Genomic DNA, 18,482 nt, shown 5'->3' with positions numbered 1-18,482 from the left:
GCAGCCCCGCCTTGGGGGCGCGGGGAACCGCGCGACGAGCCCCCACCGGCCGGCAGCCGAGGACCGTCGGGCGGCCGGGGATCCGGGGCGAAGCCCCGCCTTGAGGGGCGCGAGGAACTGCGCGACCAGCCCCCTCGCACCCGCAGCCGGAGAACACACCCCTCACGCACCCGCAGCCGGAGGCCCTTCGCACCGGCAGCCGGAGAACACACCCTCGGTGCCCGCCGTCTCACGCGGAAGGCGTCGGCGCGGGAGCCGGGTCCGTGGCGGGGACGCGCCGGCGCCGGCGGCGCTTGAGGAGGGCCCACGGGCCCCGCGGCCCCGTGGGCATGGCGGCCGTGACCTCCGTGCCCGGCTCGGACGCCGCCTCCGCCGCGGCCCGCGCAACCGGCAGGAAGCCCTCGCGACGAGAGACGTCCGGGCGTTCCTCCTCGGCCGGCCAGAGGCCCAGCGCCGCGCAGACGGTGGGAAGGACGGCCATCGCCGCCGTCGCGTACCCCTCCGCCGAGGGGTGGTAGTTGTCAGGGCCGAACAGCTCACGCGGATTCGCCTCGAACTCGGGTCCCAGCAGGTCGCCCAGCGAGACGGTACGGCCGCCCTGCTCGACCGTGCCGATGGTCTGCGCGGCGGCGAGCTGGCGCGAGGCGCGGCGGGCCAGCCAGCGCAGCGGCTGCTGGACCTGCTCCACCGTGCCCAGGTCGGGGCAGGTCCCGACGACCACCTCCGCCCCCGCCGTACGCAGCCGTCGCACCGCGGCCGACAGATGGCGGACCGACCGCGTCGGCGGCATCCGATGGGTGACATCGTTGGCGCCGATCATGATCACGCAGACGTCCGGCACCCGCGAGGTGTCCGCGAGGGCGACCGCGACCTGCCGGTCGAGGTCGTCGGACTGGGCGCCGGGCAGCGCGACGTTCCACATCTCCACGGGGCGTTCGGCGACCGCCGCGAGCCCGGACGCGAGCAGCGCGCCGGGCGTCTGGCGGGCCCGGTGCACGCCCTGCCCGGCCGCCGTCGAGTCACCCAGCATGGTCAACCGCAGCGGCGGCCCGTCCTGCACGGCGTACGCGTACCCGTAGAGACCGTCCGCGCGGGGCGCGTGCGCGTGCCCGTTGCCCACATGGCGCTTCGCCAGCTGCACCTCGGCCAGCACCAGCCCGACCGTCGCGGCACCCACCAGCCCGATCCCGCCGCCGCCGTACGCCGCGCCCGCCGCGATCCGCCGTGCCACCCTCGCCCTCGACAAGCTCGACATACGTCGCCGCCACCTCCTCGTAGCCGTACAAACACTGCTTGCCCCGTGGAGCAGGTCGGCCAATCTCAACGGCGAGTGAACCGTCACCCAGGGCCTTAGGCTGACGGGACCATTCCTGTTAAAACGCAGCTCCGGAGACAACGGTGCAATTCCACGACTCGATGATCAGTCTCGTCGGCAACACCCCGCTGGTGAGGCTCAACAACGTGACCGGGGGCATCCAGGCGACCGTCCTGGCGAAGGTTGAGTACTTCAACCCCGGCGGGTCCGTGAAGGACCGCATCGCCCTGCGCATGATCGAGGCCGCGGAGGAGAGCGGCGCCCTCAAGCCCGGCGGCACGATCGTCGAGCCGACCAGCGGAAACACCGGGGTCGGGCTGGCCATCGTGGCCCAGCAGAAGGGCTACAAGTGCATCTTCGTCTGCCCCGACAAGGTGAGCACGGACAAGATCAACGTGCTGCGGGCGTACGGCGCCGAGGTCGTCGTCTGCCCCACGGCCGTCGACCCGGAGCACCCGGACTCGTACTACAACGTCTCCGACCGGCTGGTCCGTGAGACGCCCGGCGCCTGGAAGCCCGACCAGTACTCCAACCCGAACAACCCCCTCTCGCACTATCACTCCACCGGCCCCGAGCTGTGGGAGCAGACGGAGGGGAGGATCACCCATTTCGTGGCGGGCGTCGGCACCGGCGGCACGATCTCCGGGACCGGGCGCTATCTGAAGGACGCGAGCGACGGCAGGGTCAAGGTCGTCGGCGCCGACCCGGAGGGGTCCGTGTACTCGGGCGGGTCCGGGCGGCCGTACCTCGTCGAGGGCGTCGGTGAGGACTTCTGGCCGACGGCGTACGACCGTACGGTCGCGGACGAGATCGTGGCCGTGTCCGACAAGGACTCCTTCCAGATGACGCGGCGGCTCGCGAAGGAGGAGGGTCTGCTCGTCGGCGGCTCCTGCGGGATGGCCGTGGTCGCCGCGCTGCGGGTGGCCGAGCGGCTCGGACCCGACGACGTCGTGGTCGTGCTCCTCCCCGACAGCGGGCGCGGTTACCTCAGCAAGATCTTCAACGACGAGTGGATGGCCGACTACGGGTTCCTGGAGGACTCCGGCCCGAGCGCGCGCGTCGCGGACGTGCTCAACGACAAGGTGTCCGGCTCCATCCCCTCCCTCGTCCACATGCACCCGGACGAGACGGTCGGTGAGGCCATCGAGGTGCTGCGCGAGTACGGCGTCTCCCAGATGCCGATCGTGAAGCCGGGCGCCGGTCACCCGGACGTGATGGCCGCCGAGGTCGTCGGGTCCGTCGTCGAACGGGAGCTGCTCGACGCCCTGTTCACCCAGCGCGCCTCGCTGCAGGACCCGCTGGAGAAGCACATGTCGGCGCCGCTGCCGCAGGTCGGCTCCGGCGAACCGGTCGGCGACCTGATGTCCGTGCTCGGCAGCGCCGACGCGGCGATCGTGCTCGTCGAGGGCAAGCCCACCGGTGTCGTCAGCCGCCAGGACCTGCTGTCCTTCCTCGCCAAGGGCGGCGCCAAGCAGTAGACGCCGATGGGCGGCCCGTGGGCAAGAAGGCGCCGGTCAGGGCGATTTCCGCAGGTGGCAGGAGGATATTTCCCGAAGTTCCCCTCCTGAGCGGGATCTTCCTGCCTTTCGGCAGGGAACTTCGCGGAAGTGGTACGAGCGCGTCACGTCCGCGCAGCACCCGCTTAACACGGGTCCGGCACATTAGTGGGTGTCGGCAGGGCGGGAGCGGCTCCCCGCCCCGGCCGACGCCAAAACGGCGCCAAGGACCTCCGGAGCGGCTCCCGGACCTCCATGGACGCCACGGACGCGCAAGCCCGGCCCTGACCCGGCCCGCGTCCCTCGCGGGGACCGCCGTCGTCCCGCCCCCCGGTAACGGGGGTGCGGCGGTCCCCGCGCAATACGTGAGAAGGGCCCGGCACCAGTCAGGTGCCGGGCCCTTCCCGTGGGTACGTCGCGATGTACCGACGCTCCTCGCTCGCCTAGTCCTCCCAGTCGGAGTCCTTGCCCCTGCGGCGGCCGAAGAAGCTCGGGGTGACGCGCGCGGCCTGGACCACGTTGACGCCCACGATGCCGGCCCAGGCGACCAACAGGCCGGGCAGATGCGCCACGCCGCCGCCGATCGCGGACAGCGGGACCGCCAGGACCAGCGACACGATCCCGAAACCGAAGCGCTCCCCCCACGAGTCGGCCGTCCCCTCCGGGGAGCGCGCACCGCGGGCCACCACCATCTGCTGCTCGGCCAGCTGCCGCCGTACCCGGCGGTCCACCGCGCCGTCGACACGCTGTTCGACCTTCTCCAGGAACGAGTCGACGAGCGCGGACTCGTACTCCTCGCCCAACTCCCTGCGCGCGTGCAGGGTGGCGTCGAGTTCCTTCTTCAGTTCGGCGTCGCCGCCCGCTTCCCTACCGGTCATGCTGTTCACGTTAGAGAGCGACGGCCCCCGTGGCACTGGGGTTAGCCCCCCTGTTGGGGCTGGGCCGCACCCCCGGGGGGAGGCTCTAGGGGAGGAGGGTGACCAGGCTGGAGTCGAGGTCGAACCGCGCGGCGGCCACATGCGCCGCGGCGAAGGCCGGGTCCGCCCGGATCGCGTCCCGGACCCAGGCCGCGTGCGCCCGTACGGTGTGGTCGGCCCAGTCCCCGGGCACCGCCCGGGTGCGGAGCGCCGCGGGCGTGATCTCGTCCACCAGAAGGGCGAGATGGCCGGGCACGGGTGCCCCCGTACGGAGGTGTTCGAGCGTCGCCGCGACGGCCCCGCAGCGCTCGTGCCCCAGCACCAGCACGAGGGGAACGCCCAGCTCCGCCACCCCGTACTGGACGGATGCGAGGACCGCCTCGTCGAGCACCTGCCCGGCGGTCCTTATGCAGAGCAGGTCCCCGATCCCCTGGTCGAAGACCAGCTCGGGCGGGACACGGGAGTCGATGCAGCCGATGACGACCGCGAACGGGTGCTGCCCGGCGGCGAGGACATGCCGCCGGGCGCGCTCCTCGTGCGGATGACGGGGCTGCCCGGCGGCGTACCGCCGGTTGCCCGCGAGAAGTTCGTCGAGCGCCGCGCGGGCGGTCGCCGGCCGGGATCGGGGCGCGGCGACGGCCGGAGTCGACGCGGTGGCGGTGAGTACGGAGGCGGTGGTGGCCGCCAGAAAGGCCCTGCGGTTCGAGGGCATGACGCTCCCTCAGGAGTTGTGCCTGTAGCGCTCAATCACCGTACGCACATGTGAACTCACCTTGAGTGTCGGTTTGATGATCCTTGGTTGAATCGTCGTCGGATCATCGCTGCCGGGATACCGCCCCTTGATCAGGCGGCGGAGCTGTCCGCGGGAAGGCCCACGGGAAGGTCCACGGGGAGGTCCAGGGGCCGCAGCTCGTCCGCGTACGAGACGGAGATCCGGCGCATCAGGCCGTCCTCGGTGATGTCGTACTGGCCCAGGCGCCACAGCGGCGGCGAATACGCGTGGATCGACACCGCGTCGTCGGTGGCGCCGGTCAGACGGTGGATGTGCTCGGGACCGAAGCAGAAGGACTCGCCCTCGCCGACGGTGACGGACAGATGGCTGCCGCCGATGCGCGGGTTGGACTCGGTCAGCGCGCCCTGCACGACGCCGACCGCGCCGGAGGAGATGTCGTGATCGTGCCAGCCGGTGTCGTTGCGCCGGGTCCAGCACAGCAGCCAGACATCGACGTACTCGTCGCGGTACAGCGACGCGTAGTGCCGCTCCTCGTCGGAGAACGCGACCTGTTCGCGCCAGAGTTCGGGGCGGGTGGCGAGGTCGTCGACGAGGGCCTGGAGCTCGCGCTTGTCGAGCGTGCGGTCCGGCAGGGCCTCGTACGTCATGGGGTGGCTCCCTTCAGGAGGCGGGCGGGGTTGACGGTGCGCAAGGCGTGGACGGCGGCGGCCGCGCCGAGGTCGGGGACGGTGGGCGAGGCATAGGGGCGGTCGCTGCCGCTGACGACCACGTCGATGCCGACGGCCCGCACGAGCGCGTCCACGGCGCGCGTCCCGTACGACGAGGTCTCGTAGAAGGCGCCGAAGTCGACCTCGCCGCGCCCGCCGCCGCGCGCCGCGAACCGTTCGCCGTGCAGCGGGGCGAGTCCCGCGAGGGCGGCGAAACAGACGCGCAGACGGGGGTGACGGGCGCGGCCGAAGGCGCGGAAGGCGAACCAGGACGCGTGCATCTGGTGGACGTACGGGACCAGCGCGGGCCACCAGGGCGGCGTGCCGGGGGTGGGCGGGGCCGTGCCCGGGTGGACGAACACCGGCTTGTCGTGGCGGGTGAGGACGTCGAGGAGGGGTGCGCAGAAGTCCCAGCCGGCCGCGTCCAGCAGGGCGGTGGCGGGGAGCTGGAGGCCTGCGCAGCCCCGGCGGAGTTCGCGCTCGACCGCGTCCGGGGCTGTTTCCGGTTCCGACAGGCAGGGCGAGGCCCAGACGCCGAAGGGGGCCGGGAGCGCGAGGGCGCCGTCGTGGAAGGCGGCGAGCAGCGGGGCGGCCTCGGCGGGCGGCAGGTGTTCGATGCCGAGCGGGCTGGAGAGGGAGACCAGGGCCAGGTCCAGGCCGTCGGCGTGGGCGAGTGCGGTGCGGGCCGCGATGTCGTGGTCGGCCGGGTCGACCTCGTACGGCGGCTCGCCCGCCAGGTGCAGGGTCCAGCCGTCGAGGTACGGCGGTGCGGTGCGGGCGCGCAGTAGCTCGACGAAGGCGGGCGGCCAGATGTGCTGGTGGACGTCGGTGGGCACGCGGCGGTCCTCGCTGGGTGGACTGAGGTTAAGCGCTTCAGTGATGCGATTAACTTAAGCGGTTAACAAGAGGGCGTCAAGCGCGCGGGCGGAGTGGGGGCGGTGTGTGGGTGGGGGGTCGGCCGGAGGATCGGCTGGAGATCGGCCAGGGGTCGGCCGGGCCTTGCGCTCACAATGTGGACGTGTCCCGGTAGGCTTCCCGGCATGGCCAGGCCCAATAAGCGCACCACCCTCCGGGAGGTGGCCGAGGCCACTGGTCTCTCCACCGCCGCCGTCTCCTACGCCCTGCGGGGCAAGCACGTCTCGAAGGAGACCGAGGAACGGGTGCGCAAGGCCGCCGCCGAGCTCGGCTACGAGGCCGATCCCATCGCCCGCGCCCTCGCCAGCGGGCGCACCAGCATGGTCGGTGTCCTCGCGGGCGACCTTCAGGACCTCTGGCAGCAGCAGCTGATGGCCGCCATCGGCCGGGAGCTGCTGGCCGGCGACCGCTACGCGCTGATCCTCGACGCGGGCGGTGACCCCGACCGTGAGCTGAAGCTCGCCAAGCAGCTGCGCGACCAGCGTGTCGACGCGTTGCTGGTGTCACCGGTGAACCCCTCGGCCGAGGAGTGGGCGGCGATCGCCGACGCGTTGCCGGTGGTGGCCGTCGGGGACTCGCTCAGCACGGCCCGTACCGCCGGGCAGGTCATCTTCGACAACCGGGCCGGCATCGACTCGGTCCTGGAATATCTGTATGGGCTCGGCCACCGCCGGGTGACCGTGCTGACGCCGACCCGGCCGAGCACGCCCGACCGGCCCGCCGACGTGTACGTCCGCGAGGCCGCCGAACGGCTCGGGCTGCGTGCCGAACTGGTTCCGTGTCCGCAGGAGTTGGGCGAGGCCACGGTTGTCGCCCGCCGCCTTCTGGACGGGCCCCGGCCCGCGACCGCCGTCTTCTGTTTCTCCGACTCGCTGGCGTACGGGGTGTATGCCGCCGCCGCCGAGGCGTCGCTGTCCGTCGGCCGGGACGTCTCGGTGGTCGGCTTCGACGACCACCCCGTGTCCCGGGTCCTCACCCCGCCGCTGACCACGGTGGACTGGGGGCTCCCGGAGATCGCCGCGGAGGCCGCACGCTTGACGGTCGCGGCGATCGAGGGGAAGCGGGTCCGTAAGAAGCGGATTCTTTGTGCGCCGAGGATGAGCGAACGGGGCTCGGCGGTCCGGGTATAGCCCACGGTTTTCTCGCCCCCGCCGCCCCTACCCGTCCCATCCCCAGGGGCTCCGCCCCTTCGACCCCGCCGGGGGCGGGGCGCCCCCCCGGGCGGGGCTTCGCCCCTGCACCCCACCGGGGGCTCCGCCCCCTGGACCCCCATGGGACTCTGCCCCTGGACCCCCATGGGACTCTGCCCCTGGACCCCCATCGGACTCTGCCCCTGCACCCCCATCGGACTCTGCCCCTGCACCCCCATGGGGCTCTGCCCCCGGACCCCCATGGGGCTCCGCCCCCTGGACCCCCGCATCGGCCTGAAGGGCCTCGTCCTCAAACGCCGGACGGGCTGGAAGATGCGCGCCGGCGCCCTCTAGGGGCGCGGGGAACTGCGCGACCGGCCCCCACCCACCCGCAGCCAAACCAAACGGGCAGACGGGGGATGCGGGGCGAAGCCCCCGCCGGGCGGCAGTTGAGGAACCACTCGCTGGGTCTGGGGTGCCGCCCCGAGGGAGGGGGTCAGGACAGTTTCTTGGTCTTCAGCCAGGCGTTGGCGACCGCGTCCGGGTCCTTCTTCTCCTTGTCCACCAGGCGGTTGAGCTTGGTCAGTTCCTCGGAGGTGAGGACGTTGCCGAGGGTGGCCAGCGCCTTGCGGACCTTCGCGTCGGCCTTGCGGGAGGCGATGAGGGGGACGATGTGCTGGGAGGGGATCAGGTTGAGGGGGTCGGTGAGGACGACCCAGCCGTTCTCGATGACGTCCACGTCCGTGGTGAAGACGTTGGCGACGTCGATGTCGCCCTTCTTCAGGGCGCCCTTGACCAACGGGCCCGAGGAATCGAGGGACTTGAACTCCTTGAACTCCACCCCGTAGCGGTCCTTGAGGCCCACGACACCGACGACCCGCTTCTTCATCTCGGCGGCGGCACCCAGGACCAGTTTGCCGTTGGCCTTGCGCAGGTCGGCGAGGGAGGTCAGACCGTACTTGGCCGCCGTCTCCTTGGTGACGGCGAAGCTGTCGCGGTCCTCGGCCGCCGCGTAGGGGAGGACCTCGAGGCCGCCGGGGAGCACCGTCGTCAACGTGTTCTGCATCGCCCCGGCCTCGGTGTCCGTGGCCTTGTCGTCCAGGTACAGGAGCAGGCTGCCCTGGTATTCGGGGAGGAGGTCGATGTCGCCGCCCTCCAGCGCGGGCACGACGATCTCGCGTGAGCCGAGGTTGGGGCGGACCTTCGTCTTGATGCCCGCGGCGTCCAGGACACCCGCGTACAGGTAGCCGAGGACCTGGTTCTCGGTGAAGTTGGCGGTGCCGATGGTCACGCCGCCGGCGCTGGATCCGGAGCCGCCGCCGCTGCCGCCGCCGGAATTGTCCAGCGAGGTGATGCCGCTGCTGCAGGCGGCCAGGGCGGGGACGGAGGCCGCGGCGAAGAGGCCGCCGAGCAGAGTCCTACGGTTCATGGTTCTTCGGCTCCTCAGTGGGCGGCGGTACGGCGGTGACGGAACAGGTAGCGCTGGAGTCCGGCCAGCGCGAGGTCGAGCACGACGGCGACGATCGCGACCAGCGCCGCCCCGCCGAGAACCTGGACGAGATCGCGCTGCGCCAGGCCGTCGAAGACGTACCGGCCGAGGCCGCCGAAGCTGACGTACGCGGCGATCGTGGCGGTGGACACCACCTGGATGAGGGAGAGGCGCAGGCCCGTCATGATCAGGGGGAGGGCCAGCGGAATCTCGACCTGGAACAGGACCTGGTGGCCGCGCATGCCCTGGCCCCGCGCCGCGTCCTTCACCTCCGGGTCGACGGCGCTCATGCCGGCGTAGGTGTTGGTGACGATGGCAGGTACCGCGAGGACGACGAGGGCCACGTACACCGACCACAGCGACAGGCCGCTGACCAGGAAGACCAGGACGACCAGGCCCACGGTCGGCAGCGCCCGGCCGAAGGAGGACAGGTTGATGGCGAGGAAGGCGCCCTTGCCGGTGTGACCGATCAGCAGGCCGAGCGGGAGCGCGATCGCGGCCGCGATGAGGGTGGCGAAGAGCGAGTACTCCAGGTGCTCGGCGATCCGGTGCGCGATGCCGTCGGTGCCGGCCCACTGATCGCCGCTGACCAGCCACTTGGCGAGGTTCTTGAAGAGTTCGTACATGTCAGGCTCGCCGCCTCGTCCACGGAGTGAGTACGTACTGGATCGCGACCAGCAGCGCGTCCGCGACCAGCGCGAGCAGCAGGGTCAGGACCACGCCGACGATCACCGGCGTCGGGAAGTTGCGCTGGAAACCGTCCGTGAAGAGCTGGCCGAGTCCGCCGTCGCCGATGTAGGTGGCGACGGAGACCAAGGAGATCGACATGACCGTCGCGATCCGCACACCCGCCATGATCACGGGGAGGGCGAGCGGGAGTTCGACGGTGAGCAGGGTCCGCAGCGGGCGGGTGCCCATCGCCTTGGCGGCCTCCTTGGTCTTCACGGGGACCGAGTCGAGGCCCTCGACCGTGTTCCGGAGCAGGACGACCAGGGTGTAGACCGTCAGGCCGATGACCGTGGTGGTGCGGGTCAGACCGCTCACCGGGAGCAGGAGGACGAAGATCGCGATCGACGGGATCGTGAAGAGGACGTTCGAGAGGCCGAGGAGCACGCCGCGCAGGGCGCGCACCCGGTGGGCCACGACGGCCAGCGGGAGGGAGATCAGCAGGCCGAAGAAGACGGCCAGCAGCGCGGCCTGGAGGTGAGAGAGGGCGAGGGAGGTGAGGTCGTGGGTGTGGTCGCCTATCCAGGACCAGTCGACGGTCATATCGCCACGCTCGCGGTGCCGTGGGTGCCGTGCGCCTTGCTCGCGTGCTCGTGGATGTCGTCGCGGGAGGTGACGCCGGTGAGCACGCCGTCGGCGTCCACACGCGCCACCAGTCCGGTGGGCGAGGCGATGGACTCGTTGAGCGCCGCCAGCAGGGAGTCGGTGTCCCTCAGCGGTCGTACGGGGAGTTCGGCGTCGTCCGCCGTCGCCCGCCAGTGCCGCGGCTTGCGGGCCTCGTCGAGGACGAGGGTCCAGGCGCCGCCCTCGGGGGCCGGGCCCTGCGGTACGTCGGTGAGGTGCTGGAGCGAGAGGAGCTTCAGGCCCCGCTCGGCGCCGAGGAAGTCGGCGACGAAGTCGTCCGCGGGGCGGGCGAGCAGGTCGGCCGGGGTCGCGCACTGCACCAGATGGCCGCCGGTGCGGAAGATCGCGATCTGGTCGCCGAGCCGGACGGCCTCGTCGATGTCGTGGGTGACGAAGACGATGGTCTTGCTGAGCTCCTTCTGGAGGCGGAGCAGTTCGTCCTGGAGCTGGGTGCGGACGACCGGGTCGACCGCGCCGAAGGGCTCGTCCATGAGCAGGACGGGCGGGTCGGCGGCGAGCGCGCGGGCCACGCCGACGCGCTGCTGCTGGCCGCCGGAGAGCTGGTGCGGGTAGCGCTTGCCCGCGTCGGCGGCGAGGCCGACGGTCTCCAGGAGCTCGGCCGCCCGCGCCCTGGCCTTCTTGCGGCCCCAGCCCAGCAGCAGCGGCACGGTGGCGATGTTGTCGAGCACCGTGCGGTGCGGGAAGAGGCCGGCCTGCTGGATGACGTACCCGATGGAGCGGCGCAGTTCGGCCGCGTCCTGCTCGAGGACGTCCTTGCCGCCGACGCGGATGGTGCCGGAGGTCGGATCGACCATCCGGTTGATCATCCGGAGGGTGGTGGTCTTACCGCAACCGGAAGATCCGACGAGGACGGTCACGCCGCCTTCCGGCATCTCCAGAGAGAGGTCGTGGACTGCGGTGGTGCCGTTGGGGAAGCGCTTGTGGACCGTGTCGAACTGGATCATGAGGTGTCCCTTGCCCGGTCTGCATATCGTCATGCAGAGTTCTCTGTACCTGAATAGGTTGTCAACGGTCCGGTGTTAATCGCTGGTTACTTATGGCCACCAGGCAAGATCCAATGTCCGGATTGAGGGGAGTTTTTGCTCTATGTCGTCTCGGAATGCGGACACGTCGCGTGCGGTGGTGGCCGGTCTCACCACCGGTCTCGTGGTGCTCGACGGGTGCAGCACCGGTGTCGCCGACATCGTGCGGCTCGCCGACGGGGCCGCGCGGCCCGTTCCCGGCACCGAGGCGATGAAGCGTGTCGAGCAGTCCTGGGACGCCGCCCGGCAGATCGCCGCCACCGGTCGCGTCTACGGGCGCTCCACCGGCGTCGGCGCCAACCGGAACGAGGACGTGCCGACCGAGGCCGCCGCCGAGCACGGGCTGCGCCTGCTGCGCAGCCATGCCGGTGCCATCGGCGAGGAGCTCCCCGCCCGCCAGGTCCGGGCCATGCTCGCCGTCCGCGCCAACCAGCTCCTGGCGGGCGGAGCGGGCCTGCGGCCCACCGTCGTCACGGCGCTGTGCGAGGCGCTGGAGACCGGCGCGTACCCGGTCGTGAACGAGTTCGGGTCGGTGGGTACGGGGGACATCGCGGCGCTGGCCCAGGTGGGACTGGCGCTGGTGGGGGAGCATCCCTGGCGGGGGCCGGAGCAGGGTGGACCGCCCCGGGTACAGGCTCCGTCGGTCCAGGCCCAGGCGCCGTCGCCGCTCGGTCTCGGGGAGAGGGTGACGTCCTTCGGGGAGGACGTGTCGTCCGTCGGGCAGGGTCTTCCCCCCGCACCCCAGCCCCTCGACAACAACGACGCCCTCGCCCTCATCAGCAGCAACGCCCTCACCCTCGGGCAGTCCGCGCTCGCCCTGGACGAACTGCGGGGGCTGATCGAGGCCACCCAGGTCGTCGCCGCGCTGTCCCTGCTGGCCGTCGACGGATCGCACGAGGCGTACGCGGCGCCCGTGCACGCCGCGCGCCCGCACAAGGGCTCGGCCGAAGTCGCGCGCCGGATGCGGGAGTTGATCGGGGCGGCGGACCGGCCCACCCCGCCGCTCGGGCGGATCCAGGACCCGTACGGCTTCCGGTGCGTCCCGCAGATCCACGGGCCCGCGCAGGACGCCGCGGACGCCCTCGAAGAGGTCTTGGTCGTCGAGATCAACGCCGCCGCCGAGAACCCCCTCATCTCGCCCGAAGACATGGCCGCTTACCACCACGGCGGCTTCTACCAGGCGCAACTCGCCCTCGCGCTCGACCACTTCAGGCTCGCCGTCACACAGGTGGCGCGGCTGTCGACCTCCCGGCTCTCCACCCTCAACGAACCCGCCTACACCCGCCTGCGGCCCTTCCTCGCCGACCACGAGCCCGCGTCCTCCGGCGTGATGATCCTGGAGTACGCCGCCGCGGCCGCCCTCGGCGACCTGCGCGCCTTCTCCGCGCCCGCCTCGCTCGGCCACGCTGTACTCTCCCGGGGCGTCGAGGAACAGGCGAGCTTCGCCTCGCTCGCCGCACGGCAGACACTGCGGGCGTGCGGTGCCTACCGTCTCGTCGTGGGCTGCGAACTGGTCTCCGCCGTACGGGCGCTGCGCCAGCGCGATCTGCGGCCCGACCCGGAGCTGCCGGTCGGACGGGCGATGGAACTGGCCGAGTCCGTGCTCGGCCTGGACCAGACCGACCGGCCGCTGACGGACGACGTGACGGCCGCCGCCGCGCTGCTCGACCGGTTCACGGACATCTGGAGGGGGAGCGAGTCATGAGCGTGGACAGGAACACGGACGTGAGCGCGGAGGCGAAAGCCGGCATGAAGGCCGGGATGAAGGCCGACGTGACCGCCGGCGTGAAGGCCGGCCTGCATGCCGACGAGAGCGTGATGGACAGTCCCGCCGGGCGCCTGCAGGCGCTCTTCGAGGGGCACCGGCTGACGCCCACCCAACGGCGCATCGCGCACAGCATGGTGCGCAGCGCCGCCGACGTGCCGTTCCTCTCCAGCGTCGAACTCGCCGAACTCGCCGGGGTCAGCCAGCCCTCCGTCACCCGCTTCGCGGTCGCGCTCGGCTTCGACGGCTACCCGGCGCTGCGCAAGCACCTGCGCGAGGTCGCGCCCACCGAACAGACGGCGGCCCCGGGCTCGTACAACGAGTACCAGCAGGCCGTCGAGGCCGAGATCGAGAACCTGAAGCACCTCGCCGAGGTGCTCGCCGACCCGCGACCGGTGCAGCGCGCGGGACGGCTGCTCGCCGCCTCCCGTCCGCTCCCGGTGCTCGGACTGCGCGCCGCCGCCTCCCAGGCGTACGGCTTCGCGTACTTCGCCGCCAAGGTCCACCCGGACGTACGGCTGCTGCACGAGGGCGGCACCATGCTGCACGACCGCATCGACGCAGCCGTCCACGCCGGAGCCACCGCCCTGCTCTGCTTCGCGCTGCCCCGCCACCCGCGCGAGGTCGTGGACTCGCTCGCCTACGCCAAGGAGGCCGGGCTGACGGTGGTGACGGTCGCGGACTCCGCGTTCGCGCCGGTCGCCAAGGTCTCGGACCTCCTCCTGCCCGCCGCCGTCGGCACCGGGCTCGCCTTCGACACGGCCTGCTCCCCGATGCTCCTCGGGCGCGTCCTGCTGGAGGCGATGTGCGACGACATCCCGGACGCCCAGACGCGGCTGGAGGAGTTCGACGCGCGGGCGGCGGCCAGGGGCCTGTTCGTGGAGTAGTCACGGTTCGGTGGAGTGGTCCCGCTTCTCAGACTCGTCTCACCTTCGCTCGTTAGCGTGCCCGCCCAAAGACGCTGAAGACGCAAGCACGGGAGGCGGAGAACGTGGCGCGCGGAGGGCAGGGGCTGGCTCGGGTGGCCGTCGTGGTGAGAGCCGGGGCGGCACCACTGTGGTGGTTCGGGGTGTTCGCGGCCGGTATCGGGGTGCTGTTGCCGGGGCTGACCGGACGCAGGATCGGGGTCATGGCCGGCGCCGCGCTGTTCATCCTCGCGGCCGTCGTGGTGGCGTACACCCGCAGGAAGCGGTACGCCGCACTCGTCCGCTCGGCCGCACGCGCGGGCAAGCAGGACGTGCTCCAGGACCGGTCCGTGACGGTACGCAACTGGCGCCGGGGCCATCGCTGGTGGCTGCTGCTCGCCTTCGTGGCCGCGCTCGGCAGCTCCTTCGCGGTGCCCGCCGCGGGCGGCATGCTGCTCGCCGGCGCGGGCGCCGGGCTGTGGCTCAAGGCCGGCTGGCTCGGACGCCGGGAACGCGCCGAGGAGGCGCTGATCTGGGTGCGCGTCGACTGGCTCGGCCGACGCGCCGGGGCTCCCGCCGGAAAACCGGTCAAGGCCTGCCGGGCCACCGGAGTGGCGGCCGGCGACGCCGCGCCCGGCGGAGCGCGACGCCGCTGACCCGAGGTGGCGACAGGGGGTCGCTACACCTCGAGGTCCGCCTCGATCCTCTTCAGCTGGTGCCGGGCCATCGCCAGGTTGGACCGCTTGGCGTCGAGCACCAGGTACAGGAAGAGCCCGTTGCCGCCGCGCCCCTTGATCAGCCGGATCAGGTGGTACTGGTCGGACAGCGTGATCAGGATGTCCTCGATCTCGCCCTTCAGTCCGAGGTGCTCCATGGTGCGGATCTTGGCGCGGACGACGTCGGTGTTGCCCGCCGCCGCCACGGTGAGGTCGAAGCCCTTGCTGCCGCCGATCGTGCCCAGCGCCATTCCGCTGGTGTAGTCGACGAGGGCGGCTCCGGTCGCGCCCTCGATCGAGGCGAGTGCTTCCTTCAGCGCGGTTTCGGTGTTGGTCATGATGTGGTTCTTCCTTTCGGCTTGTCGGTCCGACTTTTCGGCCCGACCTTCGGTCCGACTCTTCGGTCAGCTTTCCGATGCGGTGGGGGTGTTGGGGGTCGGGGGCGTGCGGGGAGTGCCGCGCGCCGTACGGGTGCGCGTCGGCATGGAGGCGGCCCGCGTGGGCGCCCGCGCCGGGGCGACCGGTTCGCCGCGCGCCGTCGCGGCCTCCACGAGCTCGCCGATCCGGGTGCCGGAACGGCGCCCCTCCAGATGCAGCCGGCCGACGTTGACCCGGTCCTGGGCCAGCAGCGTCAGCACGGCGGAGCCGCCCGCCGCGTACGTCGCCACATAGCCGTCGACGCCGCGCACCAGCAGCTCGCGGAACTCGCCCTGCCCGGTGGCGTCCGCCATCCGCACGGCCACCCCCAGCGCCGCCGCGGTGAGCGCGGCCACGCCCTCGGGCTCCACTCCGGGTGTGTCGTGGGCGAGTACGAGTCCGTCGACGCTGGCCGCCAGCGCACCGGTCAGCTGGGGCACGCGGGCCCTCAACCGGTGTAGCTCGTCGAGGACTTCGGGTTCCGCCGCCATCAGCAGTCTCCTCTCGGCACGCTGTCGCAGCGCGCGGATCACAGGGCCTCCAGCGCGTCTCGGAGCCGGCGCAACAACGCGACGTCGGGATCGGCGGAAGACTGGGTGAGCACCTTGGGCAACGGCGCACGCTCCGGGGCGTTCGCCGCCGTGACGAGCCCGGCCGCGGCCAGCCGGCGGACGTCGACGAGGGTGTGGAACGCGGGCCGCCCCAGCGCGAGCGAGATGTCCGACGCCGTCCGCAGACCGTCCACCCGGCCGAGCACGGACCACTGGCGCAGGGGGACCGACGGCTCGGCGGCGCGCCGGGCGCGTGCCAACGGGGCGGTGTCCGTCGCCGGGTCGGGCCAGACCCGGTGCAGCAGCTGGCGACGGCGCAGCGTCTCACGCTCCACCGCGGCCACGGGCACGGGACGCACGGGGCCGAGCCAGTGCGCGGCCCCGTACCGGAACCGGGCCGGAGTGCTGCTCGGCCCCAGCACGAAGTACGCCGCGTCGTACAGCGCCCCGAGATGGCACAGCTCCAGCGCGCCCTCGGCGATCCGCCCGCGCTCGACCAGGAACCGCCCGACCCGCCGCCGCGCCCCGGCCTCGGCGACCGCCTCCCGCCAGGACTCGGCCGCCAGCACTCCGCGCGCGGTGAGCAGCACGTCGAGCGAGGGGGTGGCGGGGCTCTCGGCATGCACGACCTCTCCGTCGCAGAGGTAGAGCACCCCGCGCTCGCGCACCAGCACGCCGGTGGCCCGCTCGGCGGCGAGTCGGTTGAGCATGGGCGAGAGGCCGACGGGGACCGCCGCCCTGTCGTTGTCGTTGTCGTTGGTGTTGTTGTTTTTGTCGTTGTTGCGGTCGTGGTCCCGGCCGCTGTCCTTGTGCACGGCGAGTTCGAGTGCGGGCGGTGTTCTGACCGTCGTCATCCCAGTACCAGCCGTCCGGCCATCTCGCCGAGCCGGATCCGGGCCAGCGCGAGATTGCCGTCCGCCCGGTCCAGCCACAGATGCAGGAACACGCTGCTGTCGAACGTGGTCCTGACGAACCGCAGCAGGTGGTAGCTGTCACGGTTGCTGACGATCAGGTCCTCGACCGGGGTCTCCTGCTCGGACCAGTCGGACCCGTCGGACGGGGCGAACGCCTTGTGCTCCGCGGCGAGCCGGGCGAGCTCGGCCGCCTCCGCCGCGGTCGTCTCGTGGTCACCGCCCGGGGCGTCCCCGACCGTGCCCAGGGCCAGCCCGCTGGTCCAGTCGACCACCGCGGCGCCCCGGGCACCGGGCAGTCGCATGGCTTCCAGTAGGCACTCGTCGATTCCGGGCACCACGTATCCCCTCCCGCCAAAGGGTTCGGCCGAGTGACGCCGAAGTTACGCAACGTGTGCGCGACGGGTGAGGGATCTGGCATTTTCCTGTGGAACATGCGCGCGGTGACTAAGGTGGGTCAACTGACCATATTTTCAGCCCTCTTGAGGCTGCTCGGATGCCGGTCAGAGCGTTGCGAAGGCGCGCCAGGGTGCGCTCGCAGGTCCGTGGGGGCGCGCGGCGAGGCGGCGCACGCCGTGTTCTATTTCGGGGTGCCGGGTGCCGGGTGCCAGGTGCCAGGTGCCAGGTGCCGGGCGTCGGCGGCTACAGCGCCGTGAGTGCCGTCGGTCGCGCGCCGCCCGATTCCGCGACGATCTCCTCGACGCCCTGCGGCTCCCGTACGACCGCGAACCGCACGTCCCTGCCCCCGTTGCCGCCCTCGACCGGCGCGAAGCCGTAAACGCCCGGCCGGGCCAGGGAGTTGTACGCGTAATGGTGGGCGAAGTAGTACGCGCCCGTGTCCAACGCCGCCGCGTAGTCACCCTGTTCGAGCAGCGGGAGCGCGCGCCCCTCGGCGAGCAGGTCGCCCGCGAAACAGGCGGGCCCCGCGATGTCTTGGACGACGTCCGGCCCCGCCTTGGGGCGCCCCAACGCGTCGTACGCGGCGATCCGCAGCGGCCAGGACCCGGGCGCGTACACCGTGCGGGTCGCGATCTGCACCCCGGCGTGGGTCACCGCGACCGGCCGGCCTCCGGCGGACTTCGCGTACTCGACCCGCGCGACCACGGTCCCGTGCTTGGCCAGCAGCGACCGCCCGAACTCGGTGACCAGCCCGTACCGCCCGTCGAAGAGCCCCGGCACCGCCTCGGCGAGCAGCCGCGCGTACTGCGCGTACGTGGGGGTCGTGACGTCGGAGCCGAAGTTGACCGGCAGTCCGCCGCCGATGTCGAGCGTGTCGATCTGCTGCCGCCCGACGCGCCGGTTGATCTCCTCGGCGAGTGCGTACGTCTCCGCGACCCCCCGCGCCATCAGCGAGAGAGGGATGCCCTGCGATCCGGTGTGCGCGTGCAGCCGGGTCAGCCACGGACGGTCGGCGTACGCCTGGACGATCCACTCCCGGGCACCCTCGTCGCGCAGCGCGACCCCGAACTTCGAGGTCGCCGTCGCCGTGGACAACGCCTCGATGGAACCCCCGCCGACCTGCGGGTTCACCCGGATTCCGATGGGGGAGCGGGGGTGCGGGGATCCCGCGGGACCGCCGTTCGGCCCGTTGGGCGGGTCCCCCACCAGGCCGTCGATGCGGTCCAGCTCCTGCGGATTGTCCGCGTTGACGGCGATGCCCACCGCCAGCGCCTCGCGCAGTTCGGCGATCGTCTTGGCGGGTGAGTCGAGCACGGTCTCGGAGGGTGGCACTCCGGCCGCGCGGGCGAGGGCGAGCTCGCCGGGGCTCGCGACCTCCGCGCCGATGCCGTGCTCGTGCAGCAGCCGCAGTACGGGCACCAGCGGGGTCGCCTTCACCGCGAAGGCGTGCAGCACGGGTGTGCCCGGCGCCGTCACCGCGTCGAAGGCGGCCCGCAGCTCCGCCACCGAGGCCTTGATGCCGGGAACGTCGAGGAGGGCGATGATGGGGGCCTCGGGCCCCAGCAGTCCATGCTCCACGGCGGCCCGGACGGCATCGTCGCGCCGTGCCACGCGATCGGAGCCGGACTCGCCCCAGCCCGCCGAAGGCGCCTCACCCGAAGACGCCCCGCCCGCCGAAGCCTCACTCGAAGCCTCACCCGAAGGCGCCGCCGCTGAAGACATC

19 protein-coding genes are annotated in these 18,482 nt (G+C 72.2%); 5 read left to right on the top strand and 14 right to left on the bottom strand.

Annotated features, from left to right (window positions below; genetic code table 11):
• Window positions 1-229: 229 nt before the first annotated feature.
• Complete coding sequence (locus ACZ7M2_RS18085; protein ID WP_352044390.1) at window positions 230-1,255, bottom strand: SGNH/GDSL hydrolase family protein; 1,026 nt, start codon at window positions 1,253-1,255, stop codon at window positions 230-232.
• Between the two features lie 143 nt (window positions 1,256-1,398).
• Here ACZ7M2_RS18085 and ACZ7M2_RS18080 point away from each other — a divergent pair, with 143 nt between their 5' ends.
• A complete protein-coding gene (locus ACZ7M2_RS18080) occupies window positions 1,399-2,793 on the top strand; it encodes a cystathionine beta-synthase (RefSeq protein WP_352044391.1) in 1,395 nt (464 codons plus the stop codon).
• A 461-nt stretch (window positions 2,794-3,254) separates the two neighbouring features.
• On the opposite strand, the gene ACZ7M2_RS18075 is transcribed toward ACZ7M2_RS18080, so the two are convergent.
• From ACZ7M2_RS18075 to ACZ7M2_RS18060, 4 genes are all read right to left on the bottom strand, one after another.
• The gene (locus ACZ7M2_RS18075; RefSeq protein WP_471596094.1) at window positions 3,255-3,689 is read right to left on the bottom strand and encodes a hypothetical protein; all 435 of its coding nucleotides are present in this window, start codon (window positions 3,687-3,689) and stop codon (window positions 3,255-3,257) included.
• 85 nt (window positions 3,690-3,774) lie between these two features.
• Complete coding sequence (locus tag ACZ7M2_RS18070; protein WP_471596093.1) at window positions 3,775-4,440, bottom strand: carbonic anhydrase; 666 nt, start codon at window positions 4,438-4,440, stop codon at window positions 3,775-3,777.
• 131 nt (window positions 4,441-4,571) lie between these two features.
• Window positions 4,572-5,108, bottom strand: coding sequence for a cysteine dioxygenase (locus tag ACZ7M2_RS18065; protein WP_471596092.1), 537 nt, complete (start codon window positions 5,106-5,108; stop codon window positions 4,572-4,574).
• A complete protein-coding gene (locus ACZ7M2_RS18060; protein WP_471596091.1) occupies window positions 5,105-6,004 on the bottom strand; it encodes an amidohydrolase family protein in 900 nt (299 codons plus the stop codon). Before ACZ7M2_RS18060 ends, ACZ7M2_RS18065 begins: the two co-directional genes overlap by 4 nt.
• 204 nt (window positions 6,005-6,208) lie before the next feature.
• On the opposite strand from ACZ7M2_RS18060, the gene ACZ7M2_RS18055 reads away from it, so the two are divergent.
• Window positions 6,209-7,213 carry a LacI family DNA-binding transcriptional regulator gene (locus ACZ7M2_RS18055; protein WP_054231407.1) on the top strand — a complete coding sequence of 335 codons (1,005 nt, stop codon included), beginning with the start codon at window positions 6,209-6,211 and terminating at the stop codon, window positions 7,211-7,213.
• Between the two features lie 496 nt (window positions 7,214-7,709).
• Here ACZ7M2_RS18055 and ACZ7M2_RS18050 read toward each other — a convergent pair whose 3' ends face one another.
• Genes ACZ7M2_RS18050 through ACZ7M2_RS18035 form a run of 4 tightly spaced genes read right to left on the bottom strand, consistent with a single transcriptional unit; the run spans window position 7,710 to window position 11,017 of the window.
• Entirely contained in the window at window positions 7,710-8,642 is a 933-nt protein-coding gene (locus tag ACZ7M2_RS18050; RefSeq protein WP_471596090.1) for an ABC transporter substrate-binding protein, read from the bottom strand.
• A 14-nt stretch (window positions 8,643-8,656) separates the two neighbouring features.
• Window positions 8,657-9,328: an ABC transporter permease gene (locus tag ACZ7M2_RS18045; protein ID WP_075027332.1), complete on the bottom strand. Its 672-nt coding sequence runs from the start codon at window positions 9,326-9,328 to the stop codon at window positions 8,657-8,659.
• A 1-nt stretch (window position 9,329) separates the two neighbouring features.
• On the bottom strand, window positions 9,330-9,971 hold the full coding sequence (locus ACZ7M2_RS18040; protein WP_099922288.1) for an ABC transporter permease: 642 nt from the start codon (window positions 9,969-9,971) through the stop codon (window positions 9,330-9,332).
• Complete coding sequence (locus ACZ7M2_RS18035; RefSeq protein WP_352044397.1) at window positions 9,968-11,017, bottom strand: ABC transporter ATP-binding protein; 1,050 nt, start codon at window positions 11,015-11,017, stop codon at window positions 9,968-9,970. Before ACZ7M2_RS18035 ends, ACZ7M2_RS18040 begins: the two co-directional genes overlap by 4 nt.
• A gap of 142 nt (window positions 11,018-11,159) precedes the next feature.
• Here ACZ7M2_RS18035 and ACZ7M2_RS18030 point away from each other — a divergent pair, with 142 nt between their 5' ends.
• From ACZ7M2_RS18030 to ACZ7M2_RS18020, 3 genes are all read left to right on the top strand, one after another.
• Window positions 11,160-12,800 carry an aromatic amino acid ammonia-lyase gene (locus tag ACZ7M2_RS18030; RefSeq protein WP_471596089.1) on the top strand — a complete coding sequence of 547 codons (1,641 nt, stop codon included), beginning with the start codon at window positions 11,160-11,162 and terminating at the stop codon, window positions 12,798-12,800.
• A gap of 113 nt (window positions 12,801-12,913) precedes the next feature.
• Window positions 12,914-13,747, top strand: coding sequence for a MurR/RpiR family transcriptional regulator (locus ACZ7M2_RS18025; protein ID WP_261687714.1), 834 nt, complete (start codon window positions 12,914-12,916; stop codon window positions 13,745-13,747).
• Window positions 13,748-13,851: 104 nt separating this feature from the next.
• A complete protein-coding gene (locus tag ACZ7M2_RS18020; protein ID WP_471596088.1) occupies window positions 13,852-14,421 on the top strand; it encodes a hypothetical protein in 570 nt (189 codons plus the stop codon).
• Between the two features lie 23 nt (window positions 14,422-14,444).
• Here ACZ7M2_RS18020 and ACZ7M2_RS18015 read toward each other — a convergent pair whose 3' ends face one another.
• The 5 genes from ACZ7M2_RS18015 to ACZ7M2_RS17995 form a co-directional block, all read right to left on the bottom strand.
• On the bottom strand, window positions 14,445-14,819 hold the full coding sequence (locus tag ACZ7M2_RS18015) for a roadblock/LC7 domain-containing protein (protein ID WP_054231414.1): 375 nt from the start codon (window positions 14,817-14,819) through the stop codon (window positions 14,445-14,447).
• A gap of 66 nt (window positions 14,820-14,885) precedes the next feature.
• A complete protein-coding gene (locus ACZ7M2_RS18010) occupies window positions 14,886-15,389 on the bottom strand; it encodes a roadblock/LC7 domain-containing protein (RefSeq protein WP_470059562.1) in 504 nt (167 codons plus the stop codon).
• A 38-nt stretch (window positions 15,390-15,427) separates the two neighbouring features.
• A complete protein-coding gene (locus ACZ7M2_RS18005) occupies window positions 15,428-16,159 on the bottom strand; it encodes a transcriptional regulator (RefSeq protein ID WP_471596516.1) in 732 nt (243 codons plus the stop codon).
• A 140-nt stretch (window positions 16,160-16,299) separates the two neighbouring features.
• On the bottom strand, window positions 16,300-16,698 hold the full coding sequence (locus ACZ7M2_RS18000; RefSeq protein ID WP_054236907.1) for a hypothetical protein: 399 nt from the start codon (window positions 16,696-16,698) through the stop codon (window positions 16,300-16,302).
• Window positions 16,699-17,002: 304 nt separating this feature from the next.
• Window positions 17,003-18,481, bottom strand: coding sequence for a type III PLP-dependent enzyme domain-containing protein (locus ACZ7M2_RS17995; RefSeq protein WP_471596087.1), 1,479 nt, complete (start codon window positions 18,479-18,481; stop codon window positions 17,003-17,005).
• Window position 18,482: the final 1 nt, after the last annotated feature.

It is taken from the genome of Streptomyces sp. NPDC111507, from assembly GCF_055638955.1.
The sequence above is the reverse complement of the archived record's forward strand: the minus strand, read 5'-3'. Positions and strand labels throughout refer to the sequence as shown.

What these genes read in the sequence shown, in the direction of transcription:
- ACZ7M2_RS18025 (WP_261687714.1), top strand. Translation starts at nt 12,914, where the DNA reads ATGGACAGTCCCGCCGGGCGCCTGCAGGCGCTCTTCGAGGGGCACCGG.
- ACZ7M2_RS18055 (WP_054231407.1), top strand. Translation starts at nt 6,209, where the DNA reads ATGGCCAGGCCCAATAAGCGCACCACCCTCCGGGAGGTGGCCGAGGCC.
- ACZ7M2_RS18070 (WP_471596093.1), bottom strand. Translation starts at nt 4,440, where the DNA reads ATGCCCTCGAACCGCAGGGCCTTTCTGGCGGCCACCACCGCCTCCGTA.
- ACZ7M2_RS18050 (WP_471596090.1), bottom strand. Translation starts at nt 8,642, where the DNA reads ATGAACCGTAGGACTCTGCTCGGCGGCCTCTTCGCCGCGGCCTCCGTC.
- ACZ7M2_RS18085 (WP_352044390.1), bottom strand. Translation starts at nt 1,255, where the DNA reads ATGTCGAGCTTGTCGAGGGCGAGGGTGGCACGGCGGATCGCGGCGGGC.
- ACZ7M2_RS18075 (WP_471596094.1), bottom strand. Translation starts at nt 3,689, where the DNA reads ATGACCGGTAGGGAAGCGGGCGGCGACGCCGAACTGAAGAAGGAACTC.
- ACZ7M2_RS18015 (WP_054231414.1), bottom strand. Translation starts at nt 14,819, where the DNA reads ATGACCAACACCGAAACCGCGCTGAAGGAAGCACTCGCCTCGATCGAG.
- ACZ7M2_RS18045 (WP_075027332.1), bottom strand. Translation starts at nt 9,328, where the DNA reads ATGTACGAACTCTTCAAGAACCTCGCCAAGTGGCTGGTCAGCGGCGAT.
- ACZ7M2_RS17995 (WP_471596087.1), bottom strand. Translation starts at nt 18,481, where the DNA reads ATGTCTTCAGCGGCGGCGCCTTCGGGTGAGGCTTCGAGTGAGGCTTCG.
- ACZ7M2_RS18065 (WP_471596092.1), bottom strand. Translation starts at nt 5,108, where the DNA reads ATGACGTACGAGGCCCTGCCGGACCGCACGCTCGACAAGCGCGAGCTC.
- ACZ7M2_RS18010 (WP_470059562.1), bottom strand. Translation starts at nt 15,389, where the DNA reads ATGGCGGCGGAACCCGAAGTCCTCGACGAGCTACACCGGTTGAGGGCC.
- ACZ7M2_RS18030 (WP_471596089.1), top strand. Translation starts at nt 11,160, where the DNA reads ATGTCGTCTCGGAATGCGGACACGTCGCGTGCGGTGGTGGCCGGTCTC.
- ACZ7M2_RS18035 (WP_352044397.1), bottom strand. Translation starts at nt 11,017, where the DNA reads ATGATCCAGTTCGACACGGTCCACAAGCGCTTCCCCAACGGCACCACC.
- ACZ7M2_RS18040 (WP_099922288.1), bottom strand. Translation starts at nt 9,971, where the DNA reads ATGACCGTCGACTGGTCCTGGATAGGCGACCACACCCACGACCTCACC.
- ACZ7M2_RS18005 (WP_471596516.1), bottom strand. Translation starts at nt 16,159, where the DNA reads ATGCTCAACCGACTCGCCGCCGAGCGGGCCACCGGCGTGCTGGTGCGC.